Origin of the sequence: Exiguobacterium sp. UBA6309, from assembly GCF_002439205.1 — a bacterium.
In the GTDB taxonomy this organism is placed as follows: Bacteria; Bacillota; Bacilli; order Exiguobacteriales; family Exiguobacteriaceae; genus Exiguobacterium_A.
This window is the reverse complement of record NZ_DJTL01000025.1, coordinates 78,403-94,388: the sequence shown is the minus strand read 5'-3', so window position 1 is coordinate 94,388 and position 15,986 is coordinate 78,403. Positions and strand designations below refer to the sequence as shown.

At 46.0% G+C, this 15,986-nt stretch carries 11 protein-coding genes and 1 other annotated feature; of the genes, 8 read left to right on the top strand and 3 right to left on the bottom strand.

Features of this window, described 5'->3' with window-relative positions; translation table 11 throughout:
• The first annotated feature begins 41 nt into the window (after window positions 1-41).
• Window positions 42-271: a binding site (T-box leader), on the top strand.
• Between the two features lie 50 nt (window positions 272-321).
• The 4 genes from B3M90_RS06995 to B3M90_RS06980 all read left to right on the top strand — a co-directional run bounded on the left by B3M90_RS06995 (window position 322) and on the right by B3M90_RS06980 (window position 8,632).
• Entirely contained in the window at window positions 322-2,958 is a 2,637-nt protein-coding gene (locus tag B3M90_RS06995; protein WP_396200878.1) for a valine--tRNA ligase, read from the top strand.
• A 54-nt stretch (window positions 2,959-3,012) separates the two neighbouring features.
• Window positions 3,013-4,257: a bifunctional folylpolyglutamate synthase/dihydrofolate synthase gene (locus B3M90_RS06990; RefSeq protein WP_290783160.1), complete on the top strand. Its 1,245-nt coding sequence runs from the start codon at window positions 3,013-3,015 to the stop codon at window positions 4,255-4,257.
• Between the two features lie 70 nt (window positions 4,258-4,327).
• The gene (locus B3M90_RS06985) at window positions 4,328-7,927 is read left to right on the top strand and encodes a DUF5057 domain-containing protein (protein WP_290783158.1); all 3,600 of its coding nucleotides are present in this window, start codon (window positions 4,328-4,330) and stop codon (window positions 7,925-7,927) included.
• 18 nt (window positions 7,928-7,945) lie between these two features.
• Window positions 7,946-8,632 carry an ankyrin repeat domain-containing protein gene (locus B3M90_RS06980; protein WP_290783156.1) on the top strand — a complete coding sequence of 229 codons (687 nt, stop codon included), beginning with the start codon at window positions 7,946-7,948 and terminating at the stop codon, window positions 8,630-8,632.
• A 48-nt stretch (window positions 8,633-8,680) separates the two neighbouring features.
• On the opposite strand, the gene B3M90_RS06975 is transcribed toward B3M90_RS06980, so the two are convergent.
• Genes B3M90_RS06975 through B3M90_RS06965 form a run of 3 tightly spaced genes read right to left on the bottom strand, consistent with a single transcriptional unit; the run spans window position 8,681 to window position 11,381 of the window.
• Entirely contained in the window at window positions 8,681-10,252 is a 1,572-nt protein-coding gene (locus B3M90_RS06975; protein WP_290783154.1) for a type II secretion system protein, read from the bottom strand.
• A gap of 18 nt (window positions 10,253-10,270) precedes the next feature.
• Entirely contained in the window at window positions 10,271-10,891 is a 621-nt protein-coding gene (locus tag B3M90_RS06970; RefSeq protein WP_290783152.1) for a PilW family protein, read from the bottom strand.
• On the bottom strand, window positions 10,854-11,381 hold the full coding sequence (locus B3M90_RS06965) for a prepilin-type N-terminal cleavage/methylation domain-containing protein (RefSeq protein WP_214853014.1): 528 nt from the start codon (window positions 11,379-11,381) through the stop codon (window positions 10,854-10,856). Before B3M90_RS06965 ends, B3M90_RS06970 begins: the two co-directional genes overlap by 38 nt.
• 229 nt (window positions 11,382-11,610) lie before the next feature.
• On the opposite strand from B3M90_RS06965, the gene B3M90_RS06960 reads away from it, so the two are divergent.
• Genes B3M90_RS06960 through B3M90_RS06945 form a run of 4 tightly spaced genes read left to right on the top strand, consistent with a single transcriptional unit; the run spans window position 11,611 to window position 15,985 of the window.
• On the top strand, window positions 11,611-12,939 hold the full coding sequence (locus B3M90_RS06960) for a G5 domain-containing protein (protein WP_290783150.1): 1,329 nt from the start codon (window positions 11,611-11,613) through the stop codon (window positions 12,937-12,939).
• Window positions 12,940-12,954: 15 nt separating this feature from the next.
• The gene (locus tag B3M90_RS06955; protein ID WP_214853017.1) at window positions 12,955-13,269 is read left to right on the top strand and encodes a hypothetical protein; all 315 of its coding nucleotides are present in this window, start codon (window positions 12,955-12,957) and stop codon (window positions 13,267-13,269) included.
• A gap of 8 nt (window positions 13,270-13,277) precedes the next feature.
• Window positions 13,278-14,942, top strand: coding sequence for a GspE/PulE family protein (locus B3M90_RS06950; protein WP_214853019.1), 1,665 nt, complete (start codon window positions 13,278-13,280; stop codon window positions 14,940-14,942).
• Complete coding sequence (locus B3M90_RS06945) at window positions 14,939-15,985, top strand: type IV pilus twitching motility protein PilT (RefSeq protein WP_214853021.1); 1,047 nt, start codon at window positions 14,939-14,941, stop codon at window positions 15,983-15,985. Before B3M90_RS06950 ends, B3M90_RS06945 begins: the two co-directional genes overlap by 4 nt.
• Window position 15,986 lies beyond the last annotated feature (1 nt).

The following is a 15,986-nucleotide window of genomic DNA, read 5'->3' as shown; positions in this document are numbered from 1 at the left end:
ATTGCTTGAACTCTCGGCTAAAATGAGTAAAGAAGAAAATGGCAACAGCGATGACGGGAAGAGTAGTCCTGTATTCGTACCGGTGTAGAGAACACATCCTTGGCTGAAAGATGTGACGGGCGAACAGGAGGAAGGTCACCCCACGAGCTGGTATCGTGAGTCTTACGAGCGATATCCGTCCTCCACACGTTACGTGGCTCGAGGGCATCCGATTTTGGATGAACTAAGGTGGTACCGCGGAAAAAAGCAACGGCTTTCTTTCGTCCTTAGCATAGGACGAGAGAAGCCGTTTTTATTATGGACAAAAAGGGAGCGATCAGGATGCAGGAATTATCAATGCCAACGAAGTATGATCCGCAGGCAACGGAAGAAAAATGGTACGACTTTTGGGTGAAAGGTGACTATTTCAAAGCCGATCAGGATCCAGAAAAAGAGCCGTACACGATCGTCATTCCACCACCGAACGTCACAGGTAAATTGCACCTTGGTCACGCGTGGGACACGACGTTACAAGACATGCTGACACGGATGAAGCGGATGCAAGGATTCGACGTCCTTTATCTACCAGGAATGGACCATGCCGGTATCGCGACGCAAGCAAAAGTCGAACAAAAACTGCGGGCAGAAGGGCAATCACGTCTTGAAATGGGTCGTGAGAAATTCCTCGAGCAATCTTGGGCATGGAAAGAAGAGTACGCGTCAACGATCCGTGCACAATGGGCAAAACTCGGTCTTGGACTCGATTATTCGCGTGAACGCTTCACGCTCGACGAAGGGTTGTCGGAAGCAGTTCAAGAAGTCTTCGTGAAACTTTACGAAAAAGGCTTGATCTATCGTGGCGAATACATCGTTAACTGGGACCCAGCGACGAAAACAGCGATCTCGGATATCGAAGTCATCTATAAGGATATCGAAGGGGCGTTCTATCACTTCAACTATCCATTGACGGACGGTTCAGGTCACGTTGAACTCGCGACGACACGTCCTGAGACGATGCTCGGTGATACAGCGATCGCCGTGAACCCGAAGGATGAGCGTTATGCTCACCTCGTCGGAAAAACGATCACGTTACCAATCGTCGGTCGCGAGATTCCGATCGTTGCCGATGACTATGTCGACATGGAGTTTGGTACAGGTGTCGTTAAGATTACACCAGCACATGACCCGAACGACTTCGAAGTCGGTAACCGTCACGAGTTACCACGTGTCCTCGTCATGAATGAAGATGGAACGATGAACGAGAACGCAGGGAAATACGAAGGCATGGATCGTTTCGAATGCCGAAAACAAATCGTTGAAGATTTAAAAGCAGAAGGTGTTCTGATCAAGATCGAACCACACTTGCACTCTGTTGGTCACTCGGAACGTTCAGATGCAATCGTCGAGCCGTATCTCTCATTACAATGGTTCGTCAAAATGGAACCACTCGCGCAAAAAGCACTCGAGGAACAACAAGGACCGGACAAGGTCAACTTCGTTCCACAACGCTTTGAAAACACGTATGTACGCTGGATGGAAAACATCCGTGACTGGTGTGTCAGCCGTCAACTGTGGTGGGGACACCGGATTCCGGCTTGGTACCATAAAGAAACAGGCGAAGTCTACGTTGGCAAGGAAGCACCAGCCGATCTCGAGAACTGGGAGCAAGACAACGATGTTCTCGATACATGGTTCTCTTCAGCCCTTTGGCCGTTCTCAACGATGGGTTGGCCGAACACGGACGCAGCGGATTATCAGAAATACTTCCCGACATCGACACTCGTTACAGGGTACGACATCATCGCCTTCTGGGTATCACGGATGATCTTCCAATCTTATGAATTCACGGGACAACGTCCATTCCAAGACGTCTTGATCCACGGATTGATTCGTGATTCGGAAGGACGCAAGATGTCGAAATCCCTCGGGAACGGGATCGACCCGATGGATGTCATTGAGAAGTATGGTGCCGATTCACTTCGTTGGTTCTTAACGACAGGATCGACGCCAGGGAATGATCTTCGTTTCTACTGGGAAAAGATCGAAGCAACATGGAACTTCTCGAACAAACTGTGGAACGCAAGCCGTTTTGCCTTGATGAACATGGATGGTCTAACGTTTGATCAGATTGATTTGACAGGCGAGAAATCACTCGCAGATAAGTGGATCCTGACACGTTTACAGACAACGATTGATGACGTGACACGTCTATCGGATAAATATGAGTTTGGTGAAGCAGGACGTATTCTCTATCACTTCATCTGGGAAGACTTCTGTAACTGGTATATCGAGATGGCGAAGTTACCGCTCAACGGGGAAGACGAAGCAGCGAAACAAACGACGCGTTCGGTTCTTGCCTATACACTCGACCGGATCATGCGCTTGATGCATCCGTTCATGCCGTTCATCACGGAAGAAATCTGGCAACACTTACCGCATGAAGGTGAGACGATCACACGTGCCGCATGGCCGACACGCGAGGCGTCACTCGACTTCCCGGAAGCTGTTCCAGCATTTGAAGCGGTTCAGAACGTCATCCGTTCGGTTCGTAACATCCGCGCGGAAGTGAACGCACCGATGTCGAAACAGATCCAACTGTTCATCTCGACGAACGACGCACGTGTTCAAGACGACTTGTCGTCAAACAGCTCGTACTTGCAAAAGTTCACGAACGCGTCTGAACTCCGGATTGAAGAGCAAATGCCAGCGCCAGAAAAAGCGATGAGTGCGATCGTAACGGGAGCAGAATTGTTCATCCCACTCGCTGACTTAATCAACATCGAGGAAGAAATCGCGCGCTTGAATAAAGAACTCGTCAAGTATACGAAAGAAGTCGAACGGGTCGAGAAAAAACTCAACAACCCTGGCTTCGTCGGCAAAGCACCGGCACATGTCATTGATGAAGAAAAAGCGAAGGCACTTGATTACACGGAAAAACGTCAAGCTGTCGAAGCACGCATCAACGAACTCTCACACTAATTACAGCAGTGGCTCAAGTCTCCTTGAGCCACTTTTTTTAAAGGAGCGAACAGCATGAGGACGCGAGAAGATGTATTGGATTGGTTATCGAGCTTACTAGCATTCGGCGTCAAACCAGGTCTTGAACGGATGCAGGCGATGTTACTGGAATTACAGATTGACCCGGACGCGATTCCGACGATTCATGTCGCTGGCACGAACGGAAAAGGATCGACGGTTGCGTTCTTACGTGAGATGGGAATTGCGGAAGGATTACAAATCGGGACGTTTACGTCGCCGTATATCATTCAGTTCGAGGAACGGATCATGTTGAACGGGGTGCCGATCGCAGAAGATGAACTGGTCGCAGCTGCGATCGCTGTTCAAGCTGCCATCGGGCACATCGATCCGGCACTCGGTACGGTCACTGAGTTCGAGGCATTAACGGGGCTTGCCTTCTACTACTTTGATCAGATTCGCCCGGATTTCGTCATCTATGAGGTCGGTCTCGGTGGACTGTATGACTCAACGAACGTCTTCAAGAAGCCGTTCGCAGCGATCATCACATCAATCGGTCACGATCATCAAGCGATTCTCGGAGATACGCTCCAAGAGATCGCCTTACAGAAGTTCGGCATCATCAAACAAGGGACACCGGTCATCGCCGGGAAACTGCAAGAAGAACTGACAGTGCCGTTAATGGCGTATTGCGGTGACCGGAATGCAACGTTGAAATGGAGTCAGGAAGCCATCATCCGTTACCGCTTAAAAGAGACGGGGACCTGGGCGACATATGATGGAATACCAGAGACGCGCTTAGGTCTTGAAGGCCATCATCAAGTCCATAATGCGGCGAACGCCGTCATTTGTGCGCGGCGACTCGGCTGGTCGAAGGCGGCAATCCGAAAAGGATTACGGGAGGCAAAACATCCGGGACGGTTTGAGATCATCTCGCGCAAACCACGAATCATTCTCGATGGTGCCCATAACCCGGAAGGCATCACGGCACTGGTTGAACGCTTAAAAGAGGAGTCAAAGCCCGTGACGTTACTCTGTTCGATTTTGCGTGACAAAGACCGGACGGCGATGCTTACGCAGCTAAGCAACGTTACACCAGATATTTACGAGACGACATTTGATTTTCCGCGAGCAAGGACATTCGATGAGTTAAAACAAGACGGGGCTAATGTAACGACGGTCGAAGCGTTCTTCAATCAATTAGAGATGGACCGGACATATGTCGTGACGGGATCACTTTATTTCATCAGTGAAGTGCGTCATTATTACGCTTCCATTTTTACAAAAAAGGGAAAATCCTGATTCTCTCGTTATAATGAAATGGGGGAGTATAGTCCCATATTTTGATGACACGATGAGGAGACGATAAATGATGAAGCAGTGGATCCGTCTAGCCTTAGCTACCTTACTGATTTTTTCAAGTTTTACGTATATACAGGAGCCACATTCTAAAGCCGCAACGGGTGAAAAGTTTAAGATTTTAGAAATACGTGATGAATGGTCGACGACGAATCGGATTGATCCGGAAACGACAATTGCGTCATTGTCACTATTAAAAGAGTTGAGTACTAGTCAATATGATGTCAAGATGATGACGGTCAAAGAGTTAAATGCGTCCCGTTTTCCATTAGATGGAGCGTTTGATGCGATTGTTTTTGATCCGTCTGTTTTTACAGGATTAGACCGTTATGCTGTAAAAGTTTCTGATACTTCGAAACAGCATAATACAAGTAGAATAGAAAATGACATTACGAAATTAAAAGCAAATGAGATTCTGACGAACTATATTCAAAAAGGACTGCCGGTCTTTTTGCACTCTGATGTGCTGACACATGCAACGAGTAATTTCACTTCGATTTTTAAGCAAAGCATGACATCTGGTGCTGCGATTGCCTACACGGATTCGAAACAAGTCGTCCTCCGACTAAAATCTGAAAAAATCGAGCGACCTCGTTTGAGCAAAGTAGCGGTTTCGCAAGCTGGTCAATCGTTAACATCGGTAGATAAAGCAGCACCGGCTTCACCAGATAAACCAATTGATTTTAATTTTACGCTTGATCAAACTACAGCTAATACACGTGTCCAGTTGTATATTGACTTTAATAGTAATGACCAATTCGATGAGTCAGAGAAAGTCGACGAGAAAGTAGCTACAGTTTCTGGTTCAGTATCGTATCGCTTTGATGCACCGAGCTATACGGGACCACGGAATTGGATGATTCGACTCGTAAGTGAAGATGGGCTGACGGATTATAAGATGGGAAGCTTTTTAATGCAGGACCAAGAAGTTAAAGCGAAAATTTTACAAGTCACGCGTTCTGGAACGACCGGTTCAATCAACGGTTTTATGAACTCAGGAACTTTACTAAAACAAGATGGGTTATATGACTTCAATGTAGAAGTCATTTCTGCGGACACGTTTAATAAAGCGTATGCCAGTAAAAATATAAATACATCCTATGATATGCTGATCTTCGGTTTTCAGGATTCGTATGGTGCAGCTTCACTCAGTGATCCTGCATCAGATGCTATTCTTAACTTCACGAATACAGGGCAAGGATTGATGCTGACACATGATACGATCTTTAGACCGGCACAATCCAGCAAACCAGAGCTATTCTGGGAAACAAAGTTTGTAGATCTCGCAGGTCAAAAGAACTTTACAAACATGGGTTACGCGGCACCTCGAACATCAGGTCAAGCCGTCAAACAAAATGCGGGCGTCATGACTTCCTATCCATTTGCCTTAGCTGATACGGTTGCTATCGCAACGACACACAATCAATACTTTGGTCTGGATCTTGAACAACCGGATTTGATTCCATGGTATAACATCCGGGAAAACAACCTTAGTAGTTCGAATCAGGCTGCCGGAAGAACAATTGGTGATGCGCGCAACCACTATTATATGTATACCAAAGGAAACGTTACGTATTCCGGAGCAGGACATACTTCGAGCTTTAATCAACAACAAGAAAAAGAACTATTCTCGAACACGATGTACCGCGCGTTCATTGGTGCGAACCATAAACCTTTAATAAAGAACATCTTACCAACGGATAAATCAAGTTATCTCGAGAACGAACCGTTGACGATCTCGTATCAAGTCAACGACTACGACCTACAAGATCGTGAGTTGAAGACACGTATCTATATTGATGATGAGAAAGTCTTTGAAAACAATAAGTTGAAAAACAACTCGTTCGTCAGTCAATCGTTCGATTCAAAGCTCAAAGGGAAGACGAGTGTGACGATCCGGATTGAAGCAGAAGATCAACGAGGTGCCAAAACAATTGAGACGCGGACCGTTCAAGTCGTTCGTCCAGCTGCGTCTATGCCTTTCGTCCTTTCACGCTCGATTGACCCAGCTACGATTCCAAAAGGGGAAACAGCGGATATCACCTACACCGTCAAAACGTCTCCGATGATGCAAAAGGATGCCATTGGTAACAACGGATACATCATGGGACAATTCTCGGTGACGATGGAAAATATCCTGTTCAACGAACAATTCCCAAGTAATCTTGAAATCTTATCAACGACTGGTCTGACTGGAGCGAATATTACAGGACAGACGATTAAAGGGAGACTCCCGGATATCGAATACGATGAGGCGATTTCAGGTGTTCATAAAGGGGAATGGATCGCAGATCAATCAGAAGTAACATTCACTGTCAAAGTACGTGCCAAAGATAATGCAGGAGTTCATGTACTTGATAAAAAAGACAATACGCTGACATCGACGAAAAACGTCTACCGAGATAAAAAGAACGGAAAAGATAAATCAACAACTGTCACCAATGATCCACAAGCTTTTCCGACGATTGGTTATGCACTAACACCATCCTATGCGACAAGTGCGAAAATTCCGTCCGTTAAGATGGATATCACAACACCATCATATAAAGTTTTACCAGAAATCAGTCCTATAGGTAGTCAGTACGGCACGTTAAAATGGTCAATCGTAGATTCAGAAATCGCATCCATCGATGAAGCTGGTGTCATCAAGCCGAAAAAAGTCGGGACGACACAGATTAAACTCGTCGTACCAGTCGGAAACGGTAAAGAGTTGACGGCGACTTCTGAACTCGTCATCAATGATGTGTTCGGAGGACTCATCGTCCGCAACGTGCCAGATACGTTATATATTGGCGAAACAAAATCAATGACAGGAATCGCTTCGATGGTTTCGGGAAGCAACACGCCGATTCAGTGGATCATAACGAATGATTCGCGGGTTACGACAAATGGTTTAACTAAGAATACGTTGGAGTTGACAGGAAAGACACCAGGCACAGTCACGGTCAAAGCGGTCGTACCTGCGACAGCTGGAAGCTCGACTTATCTTGCCCAATCAACGACGTATACGATTCAAGTGAAGTTGCCGGAATTATCCGTTTCCCCAAGTAATCTGGAACTGTGGGTTGGATCGAATCAAGATGTAACGGCGACGTTCAATCCGAACTATCCGTTACCATTTACGACTTCAACTGCTAGTAATGCAATTGAATTGAAACAGACAGCATCGGGTTATACGATCACGGGTAAAGTCGGCACACCAAACGGACCGGTCGAAGCGTTGTTGAAGTTAACTGATTTCCCGGATACAGTCGCGAAGACGCTTGTACGAGTACGTGAGAACCCACTTAATCTGACAGCCGATGATATCGCGATGACGATGAAGGATGATAAAAAATCACCGATTCTGCGCTGGTTCCCAGTGACGACGACAGAACGCTTCTATCGCTTAGAAGTGCTTCAGGGTAAGGAATACGTCAAAATTGATCCGACAGGACAAGCGCTACAACCACTTCGTCCAGGTGTGGCACGCATTAAAGTTACAGTATTAAAAGAAAACAAAGATGTGCTCGAAGTCATGAAAGACAATCAAAAAACACCACTAACGACGACATTCAAGGTAACGATTAGTTCTGAAGCAGGAACGTCAGACTTGGATGGAGATGTTTATTAAGAAGTGGGGACGCTATCTATGAAACGCAGACGAATCATTGTCGTCCTCTTGATTTTAATCATTATTGGAATCGGGGGGGCGATATATGTTACGAAATCAAATCAACAAGCAGCACTGGAACAAGGACTGCGTTCAGAAAAACCAGAACAACTTGCGAACGCATTAAAAGATGCTTCTTTATCAACAAAGAAGAAGGATCGTTACATTCGTCGCTTCCAGGAAACACTCGCTTTTGACAAAGCAAACCTCCTTCTTGATGAGCAGACCGTAAAAAATAAAGCGAACTGGTTTTATGCGGCGCAATTTGCGCCGCGTAGCACGGTCGCTGAATGGTTGGCAGAAGGTGCAAAAATCAGTCAACTGAATGCGCAAGGTCAGTCGGTTCTTCATGTGGCAACGAGTGTGAATCGATCGATTGATGCGTATGCTCTTTTGATAAAAAAAGCGTCTAAAAAAGAGCTCAATCGCATCGATGACTTTGGTCATACACCACTCTTTTATGCGACACTGGATCAAAATGAGGCAGCGATTGAACTGTTGTTAGAAGCAGGAGCTGATTCGAATCGTGGGAAAGAGAAACCGGTCTATGAAACGGTCAAACAAAATCGAAAAGATTTGTACGCCATGTTAGAACAGAATGGTGCAACGGTAGAAAAGAACAAGGTGAAAAAGCTTGTTAAACAATACCGAGCAACAAAATTCTAGTCAAAAAAGAGTCATTCGTCGCAAGCGAATGACTCTTTTTTATATATGTTACGGTTGAACGCGTTTTGGTGTTTCGACATACAATTGGACGGCTCGATTGAGTGGAAGTAAGGCTGTTGGATTTTTTAATACCGTCGCATCATACGCCATACGTAGACGGGATGCTTCAAAGTCAGATGATTTGTTAGCGACCATCAGTTTTTCGAGTTCTTTTACGTTTGCAGGAAACGCATTTTCAGGTAAGTCCAATTTTCCACGATAGGCGTTGACTTCTAGATTACCCTTCGTAAAAATGCCACCGCGTACATTCATCGTCGAACCTACAGAGTAAATCGTATTTTTTTGATTGTCGTCACTATACAGAAACGCATTTAAATCAGGTGTAGTTGTTTGGGGCGTCGAAAATTTATTGACGCGGTTAATGACAAGATTTCCTTTGCTGAGTAAAATCAATGTATTTTGTTTAGCTGTTGAAGTCAGCCCTTGAATGTTTGCGTCATCCAGACGACTTGTTCCGGTCGCATAAATCGTCGTTGCAAATCCAACATTTCCTCGAATCAGTAAGTTGCCAAGAACGACGAGAGGACGTTTGATCTCGAGCGGCTGGGTCAAAGGATTCAAGGAAGAGATCGTTAAGTTGCCGTTAATGATTAAAGGTTCGAGTGTTTCTTGAACAAGATCATCTGTCAATGTCACAGTATTGTCTGTATTCAATGCTGGACTGATCATTTGTCGCTTCGTATCAAGTTCCGTTAAAAAAGGTCCCGTTAATATAGATTGTGGAATTGAGGAATTTTTTAATGCAGAAGCCACTTGCGTAAAAGGCGTATTCACTGGTAATTTCAAGAAATCGTTCAACGCATAGTCGAAATCGAACGGAACTAATGTTTCTTTCGTTGATACTAGCTCCGTTGCACCTTTCGGATCAAAAATCGTTTTATCACACACGAGGTAATCCCTACACTTCAATAATGGCTGAGTTTTTTCTTGAAAAACGCGTACCTGACCTGCGATATAAGGAAGTGCTTTAGTATTAGTAAAGGCTCCATCCTCGTCGTTGTATTTAAATATCGGGGTCGCAGTTGCTTGCAGAGCGTTGCGAGAAAAAATATTACCTTCGATCAAGGGGGCGCCATTTAAGATGACTTGATCATCTGAGCCTAACGTATAGTACAAAAAACTAGGAATGGCAGATAAATAGACACGTTGTCGATACGTTTTTTTGATTGCCGGCTGATCGCCTTTTTGTTTTGAAACTGTCGCCGTTAAATCAAGCGCTTTGACACGAACGTTCGATGCGGCTTCATTTAGCTTGACGGTCACGTTCGGAACGATTGTTTTTAAGGGTAAGACGATAGAGCTGTCGAGATTCTCAAACAATGCTTGAGAAGAAGTCGTTGGTGAAGTCCCAGTCGTCTTTGAAACAATATTCTGGAGGGATGCGACTGCTAAATCAAGATCATTTTGTGTCGTCGTCTCGACATCGATATCTGTCTCACGAATTTCAGTCAGGCGATTCGACTGTAAGCTGATACCGATTGTCGCAACAGCGAGGACAGACAGGACGGTTAAAGTCACAAGAACGAAAAGTAATGTATAGCCTTGTTCGGATTTACGCATACCGTGTTCCTTTCTGAGTTAAAATCCAATCGTACTCGTGAAGGTCTGAACTTCCTCTTGATCTGTCGATTGAATTGTAGTTGTAATCGTTAAAATACCGTGAATGACGTAGCGACCCGGATACGTTCCTGATGTAATGGTTTGATACTCCGGACTCGATAACTTGAACGTTTGAAGTAATTCCGTTTGGTCATCGATTGACTGTGTCGCTGATTCATACGTTAGTTCGGTACTGTCCAATGTTTGTTCTGCGAACGTATAACGGACTGGTCTCGCTTTCTCTTCTGAAGAAGATGATTCTTCTGTTGCGTCAAAAGGTTCAAATCCACTGGCGCGTTCAAGTAATCCAGTATCGGCGTTCAAGACAGGAAGTGATCTTTTATAAAACGATAATTGTTTTGCTTCATCGACCCGAATTGCATCAAATCCACTGATTTCATTTAATATGATACCGACGCGGCTATCAGCTTCACTACGCAGTTCACTGATGATTCCTGTTGCCCGAAAGCTTTTCGTACCAGAGATGAACACAGTCAGGATGACAGCACTGAAAATCGAGGCGATGACGATGGCGACGAGTAGTTCGACGAGCGAGAAGCCGTCATTTTGTTGTCGGAAAACTTTGATTGAGCGTCGCATTCGTAATCGATCCTTTCAATGATGTAATCGGTTCAGTAGTTCCTTCTATGTAGACGAATACATGGAGGTCAAGAAGATTCGGATTAACGACTCCTTCGAGTTTCCGAGGGGTCACACTGTATTTGACTTCAAAGTCAATGTTATTGATTTCAGGATTAGTAAAGATTGATGAACAAATAGCCGATAGTTCACAAGAAGGAGACGTGGGCTCGGGAATGACATATTTTCCATTCAGATAAGTAGCTTTGTCTGCTTGTTTTGATAAAGAACTGAAGGCGAAGGGTTCGTCACTTGTCGCTTCTAAAGCTTCTCGCTTGATATAAGAGGTTGCGTTTTTTGCCAGATAATTCGCGAACGTCAACTCCGTACTGTCGCGTGAGGCAGCTAGTGACTGAGAAAAAATGCTGATCAGAGAGACCGATATGATAGATAAGATCGTAATACTGACTAATACTTCGATTAGCGAAAAACCGCCTTGCTCGCGTTGCATGGATTCACCTCTACTTCATGATAGATGAGGATGAAAGATCCTAAATGATTTTTCTAGAAAATCAAAAACAGCACCTATTCACAGATCATGAAAGGATTTGTCAGGATAGGACTTATGTTTCATCATAATATTCATTATAATGGAAATACTAGGCACCTGAAATGATTAAATTCATACAGAAAGGAAACAGATGATGATTAATCCGAAGCGTTTTGCTATACATACACTTTTGCTACTAGTACTAGTAGCCTTGATTTACGTACCATCGTTTGCCTTGATTTCCTTTACCGGTAAAGCAACGGCACCTACGACGTTTTCTGAGACGGCACGGATTGGATCGGTTCCAGTCAGTGGCATGGATCGAAAGGAAGCACAATCGAAAGTTGAGAAAGCGATTACGGAGTGGACGAAGAAAACGCCGCTGACGACTGGAACGGGAGAAGAGACGACACCGATTCCAACAGAAGTCGTGACGATCAACGCCGCTGATTCTGTCAAAAAAGCTTCTTTGAAAAAAGGCGGAGACTTGATGGTTGCAGTAGACGAGGCAGCGCTAGAGAATTTTCTAGCGACACAGCCAATCAGTTACTCGGATGAGCAACTCGTTGCCTTTAAAACCTGGTTAATCGATACGAGCAAAACGTTACAGGAAGGAAACTTTGATCCTGCTCAATCAGAAGCTGCAGTCGATCCAACAGGGGAGGTCGTCTCGACGGTTTCATTCTCGACACGTTCTGCTGCTGAAGAACAGATGATCACGGCAATGATGAATGTCGAAATCAAGCCGGGACAATTGATGAATGTCAAGACGTACGGCATGGATGCAGTCGCAGGATCGTATGTCGGTAGCAAGCTATACGAACTGTTCGCAAAGACACCATTTGAAATCGTCGAACGGATGCCGCATGCGGCATTACCAGACGGCGTCACACTAGGATATGACGTCAAAATTGATGAGAAAACAGATTTTGCTGTTCGTAATACACAAGCATCCATCTATCGTGTCATTGCGACCCAAAACGGGAGCGATGTCACGCTTGAATTGCGAGGCACACCGTTCAAGGAAACGGTCACGACCGTTCTTGAAGGCGAAAAAACGATTCCATTCCGGACGATCACACGTTATTCTGCAACGCTTACGGCAGGAACGACGAGCGATACACAAGCGGGAGAAGAAGGGAAATCGATTGAAGTCTATCGCGTGACGAAGACGGCTCAAGGTGAGAAGAAGCAGTTATTGTCTCTTGATTTCTACAGCGCCATCCCGGCAATCGTCACAAAGAGTAGTCAAGAAGAACAAGCACCTGTCGTCGTACCTGAACCGGAAGATGACACGAACTCTGATGATTCTACGGATACGAATGATTCCAATGATTCAACGAAAACAGATGATACAGACAATCAAACGACGGATGAACCGCAGACAGATGGCGTCGAGACGCCGGATACACCAACGTCTCCGACAAGTCCGACGTCACCTGATACACCTGATAGTAACGAAACGGGTGATCCTGCTTCACCAGTAGAAGGTGAAACAACAGGAGAACCTGTCGGATAAGAAGGAGGAAACAAGATGAACTGGACGACGATAGCAATTGAACTAGGTATCATCATCGGTCTAGCGACAATCATCTGCGGTCTGATGTTTGCGGTGACGATCCCTTACGTGACGACTGTGACGACAAAAGCGATTTTATCCGTTGCGGCGATCTTGATCGTGACGTTGATCTATTTCAGTATTCAACTCGACTGGATCACGAACCCACTCGTTCTCGCCGGGATTGTCGTCTTATGTCTGTTGACCGCAGTCGTGACAAGTGTAGTTGATGAAAAACATCAAAAACCGGATGTGTTAGAGGAAGAAGAAACATGGCACGCGGAAGGATGACACGTTAAATGGCAATGAAACGAAAACGTTTAGGGGAAATGTTGATCGAAGAAAGCCTCGTGACGGAGCAACAAGTCGAAGAGGCGTTGACGGTCAAACGATCGACCGAAAAACTCGGGGATGCACTGCTTCGACTTGGTCACTTGACGGAACAACAATTACTAGAGGCACTGCATCATCAATTGAAGATTCCAATCATCCAGTTGTACAACTATCCAGTTGACGTCGCCGTCACGAAACTGATTTCAAAAGACCTCGCACAGCGACATACACTCGTTCCAGTTTACCGGGAAGGAAATCGTTTATTCATAGCTATGGCGGATCCGATGGATTTGATCGCGATCGATGATTTGCGGATGCAGACCGGTCTATCCATTGATGTCGGAATCGCGACGCGTGACGAAATCAGACGAACGATTCTGAAATACTACGACATTGATTCGTCGTTACGGGAGCTACTCGAATCCGATGACATGATGGAGTCGGATCAATCCCGTGATGTCGTGACACGCGAAGATGCACCCATCATCCGGCTCGTCAATCAAATTCTAGAGAACGCGATTGCTCAGCGTGCATCCGATATTCATATGGATCCGCAGGAAACGTCGATGACGATCCGGATTCGGATTGATGGAGAACTACGAACGGAGAACAATTATCCGAAGCAGATCCAAAGCATTCTGACGACCCGGATCAAAGTCATGAGTGAACTTGATATCACTGAGTCACGCTTGCCACAGGATGGACGGATTAAATATGTCTTTAACGGATTACCATATGATTTCCGTGTCTCGACCTTGCCAACTGTTTACGGTGAGAAGGTCGTTATCCGGATTCTTGACAGCTCGAACTCGAACATCTCGATTTCAAAAATCGGTTTTAGTTCGCGGAATGAATCACAGTTCCGGGAGATGCTGAAGCGCCCGAACGGCATCATCTTGATCACCGGTCCGACTGGGTCCGGGAAATCATCGACGTTGTATGCCGCGTTAAATGAGTTGAATGACGAGTCACGCAACATCATCACTGTTGAAGATCCGGTCGAGTATCAAGTCGATGGAATCAACCAAGTTCAAGTCAACGCGAAGATTGGGTTGACGTTTGCGAGTGGTCTTCGCTCGATTCTTCGTCAGGATCCGAACGTCGTCATGGTCGGGGAGATTCGCGACATCGAGACGGCTGAGATTTCGATTCGTGCTTCGCTAACAGGACACTTGGTTCTTTCGACTTTACACACGAACTCTGCCGTTAGTTCGATCACGCGATTGATTGACATGGGGGTCGAACCGTTCCTTGTTGCTGCTTCTGTCAGTGGATTGATTGCACAACGACTTGTTCGCCGTGTCTGCCGTGATTGTGGCGAAGTCCATCCGATTTCGAAACGAGAACAAGAGTTATTTGATCAAGAAGGAATCGAAGCGACGACGGTCATGCGTGGACGTGGTTGCTCGTCTTGTAATATGACGGGGTACCGTGGACGGGTTGCGATTCAAGAGGTCATCATGATTGATGAAGTGTTACGCCGGATGATCATGAATCAATCGACGGAAAGTGACATCACAGCGTACGTTAAGGAGCAAGGACAACGATTCCTGCTTGCAGATGGTCTATCAAAGGTCGCAGAAGGGATCACGACGACAGAAGAGATTTTACGGACGGTGATTTCAGAATGAATAGTACGATGGAACGAGCACAAATCGAAGATATCTTACGTTCGTCGAAAGAACGAGGAGCGTCCGATGTTCACTTGACGGCGGGATCACCACCCGTCTTTCGAATCAACGGAACGTTGACACCGTTTGGGACAGAAAAGATGAAACCGATCATCATTGATGGATTTGTCAGGTCTTTGATTACAGAAGAGATGTACCAACAGCTGAAACAGGACCGAGACATCGACTTTTCATTCGGTGTGACCGGTGTTGCCCGGTACCGGGTCAATTGTTTTTATCAACGGGGCGCTTTGTCAATGGCGTTTCGGACGATTCCGACAGAAGTACCGACACTTGAACAACTGGCGCTTCCGCCTGTCTTAAAACGATTCTTAACGAAACCACACGGGTTGATTCTCGTGACGGGTCCGACGGGTTCCGGGAAATCGACGACGCTTGCAGCGATGATTAATGAAATCAATCAGACGATGTATAAACGGATCATTACGCTCGAAGATCCGATTGAATACTTACATAGTCATCATAAAAGCCTAATCGATCAGCGAGAAATCGGGATCGATGCGCCGCGCTTTGCAACCGGCTTACGTTCAGCGCTCCGTCAAGATCCAGATGTCATTTTGCTCGGTGAGATGCGGGACCTTGAGACGATTGCGACCGCCGTGACGGCAGCGGAGACGGGTCACCTCGTCTTTGCAACGGTCCATACGTCGACGGCTGCCTCAACAGTCAGCCGAATCATCGATGTTTTCCCGTCAGAGCAACAAGATCAGATTCGAGCTCAACTGGCGAACGTCCTTGCGGGTGTCATCTCGCAACGCTTGATGCCGCGTTCAGACGGCACAGGACGCGTCGCTGCCCTTGAGATCATGGTCGATACACCAGCTGTCTCGAACTTGATTCGGACCGGTAAGGAATATCAGATTCAATCCGTCCTGCAGACGGGTAAACAATACGGCATGCAGACGATGCAGATGGCATTGCAGGATCTCGTCAGTCGGGGATTGATTCCGGCTTCTGCTGCATCACCGTACATATCGGGGTGAA

Excerpts from the sequence above, each read along its gene's own strand:
- B3M90_RS06995 (WP_396200878.1), top strand. The coding sequence starts at position 322 with ATGCAGGAATTATCAATGCCAACGAAGTATGATCCGCAGGCAACGGAA.
- B3M90_RS06990 (WP_290783160.1), top strand. The coding sequence starts at position 3,013 with ATGAGGACGCGAGAAGATGTATTGGATTGGTTATCGAGCTTACTAGCA.
- B3M90_RS06985 (WP_290783158.1), top strand. The coding sequence starts at position 4,328 with ATGAAGCAGTGGATCCGTCTAGCCTTAGCTACCTTACTGATTTTTTCA.
- B3M90_RS06980 (WP_290783156.1), top strand. The coding sequence starts at position 7,946 with ATGAAACGCAGACGAATCATTGTCGTCCTCTTGATTTTAATCATTATT.
- B3M90_RS06975 (WP_290783154.1), bottom strand. The coding sequence starts at position 10,252 with ATGCGTAAATCCGAACAAGGCTATACATTACTTTTCGTTCTTGTGACT.
- B3M90_RS06970 (WP_290783152.1), bottom strand. The coding sequence starts at position 10,891 with ATGCGACGCTCAATCAAAGTTTTCCGACAACAAAATGACGGCTTCTCG.
- B3M90_RS06965 (WP_214853014.1), bottom strand. The coding sequence starts at position 11,381 with ATGCAACGCGAGCAAGGCGGTTTTTCGCTAATCGAAGTATTAGTCAGT.
- B3M90_RS06955 (WP_214853017.1), top strand. The coding sequence starts at position 12,955 with ATGAACTGGACGACGATAGCAATTGAACTAGGTATCATCATCGGTCTA.
- B3M90_RS06950 (WP_214853019.1), top strand. The coding sequence starts at position 13,278 with ATGGCAATGAAACGAAAACGTTTAGGGGAAATGTTGATCGAAGAAAGC.
- B3M90_RS06945 (WP_214853021.1), top strand. The coding sequence starts at position 14,939 with ATGAATAGTACGATGGAACGAGCACAAATCGAAGATATCTTACGTTCG.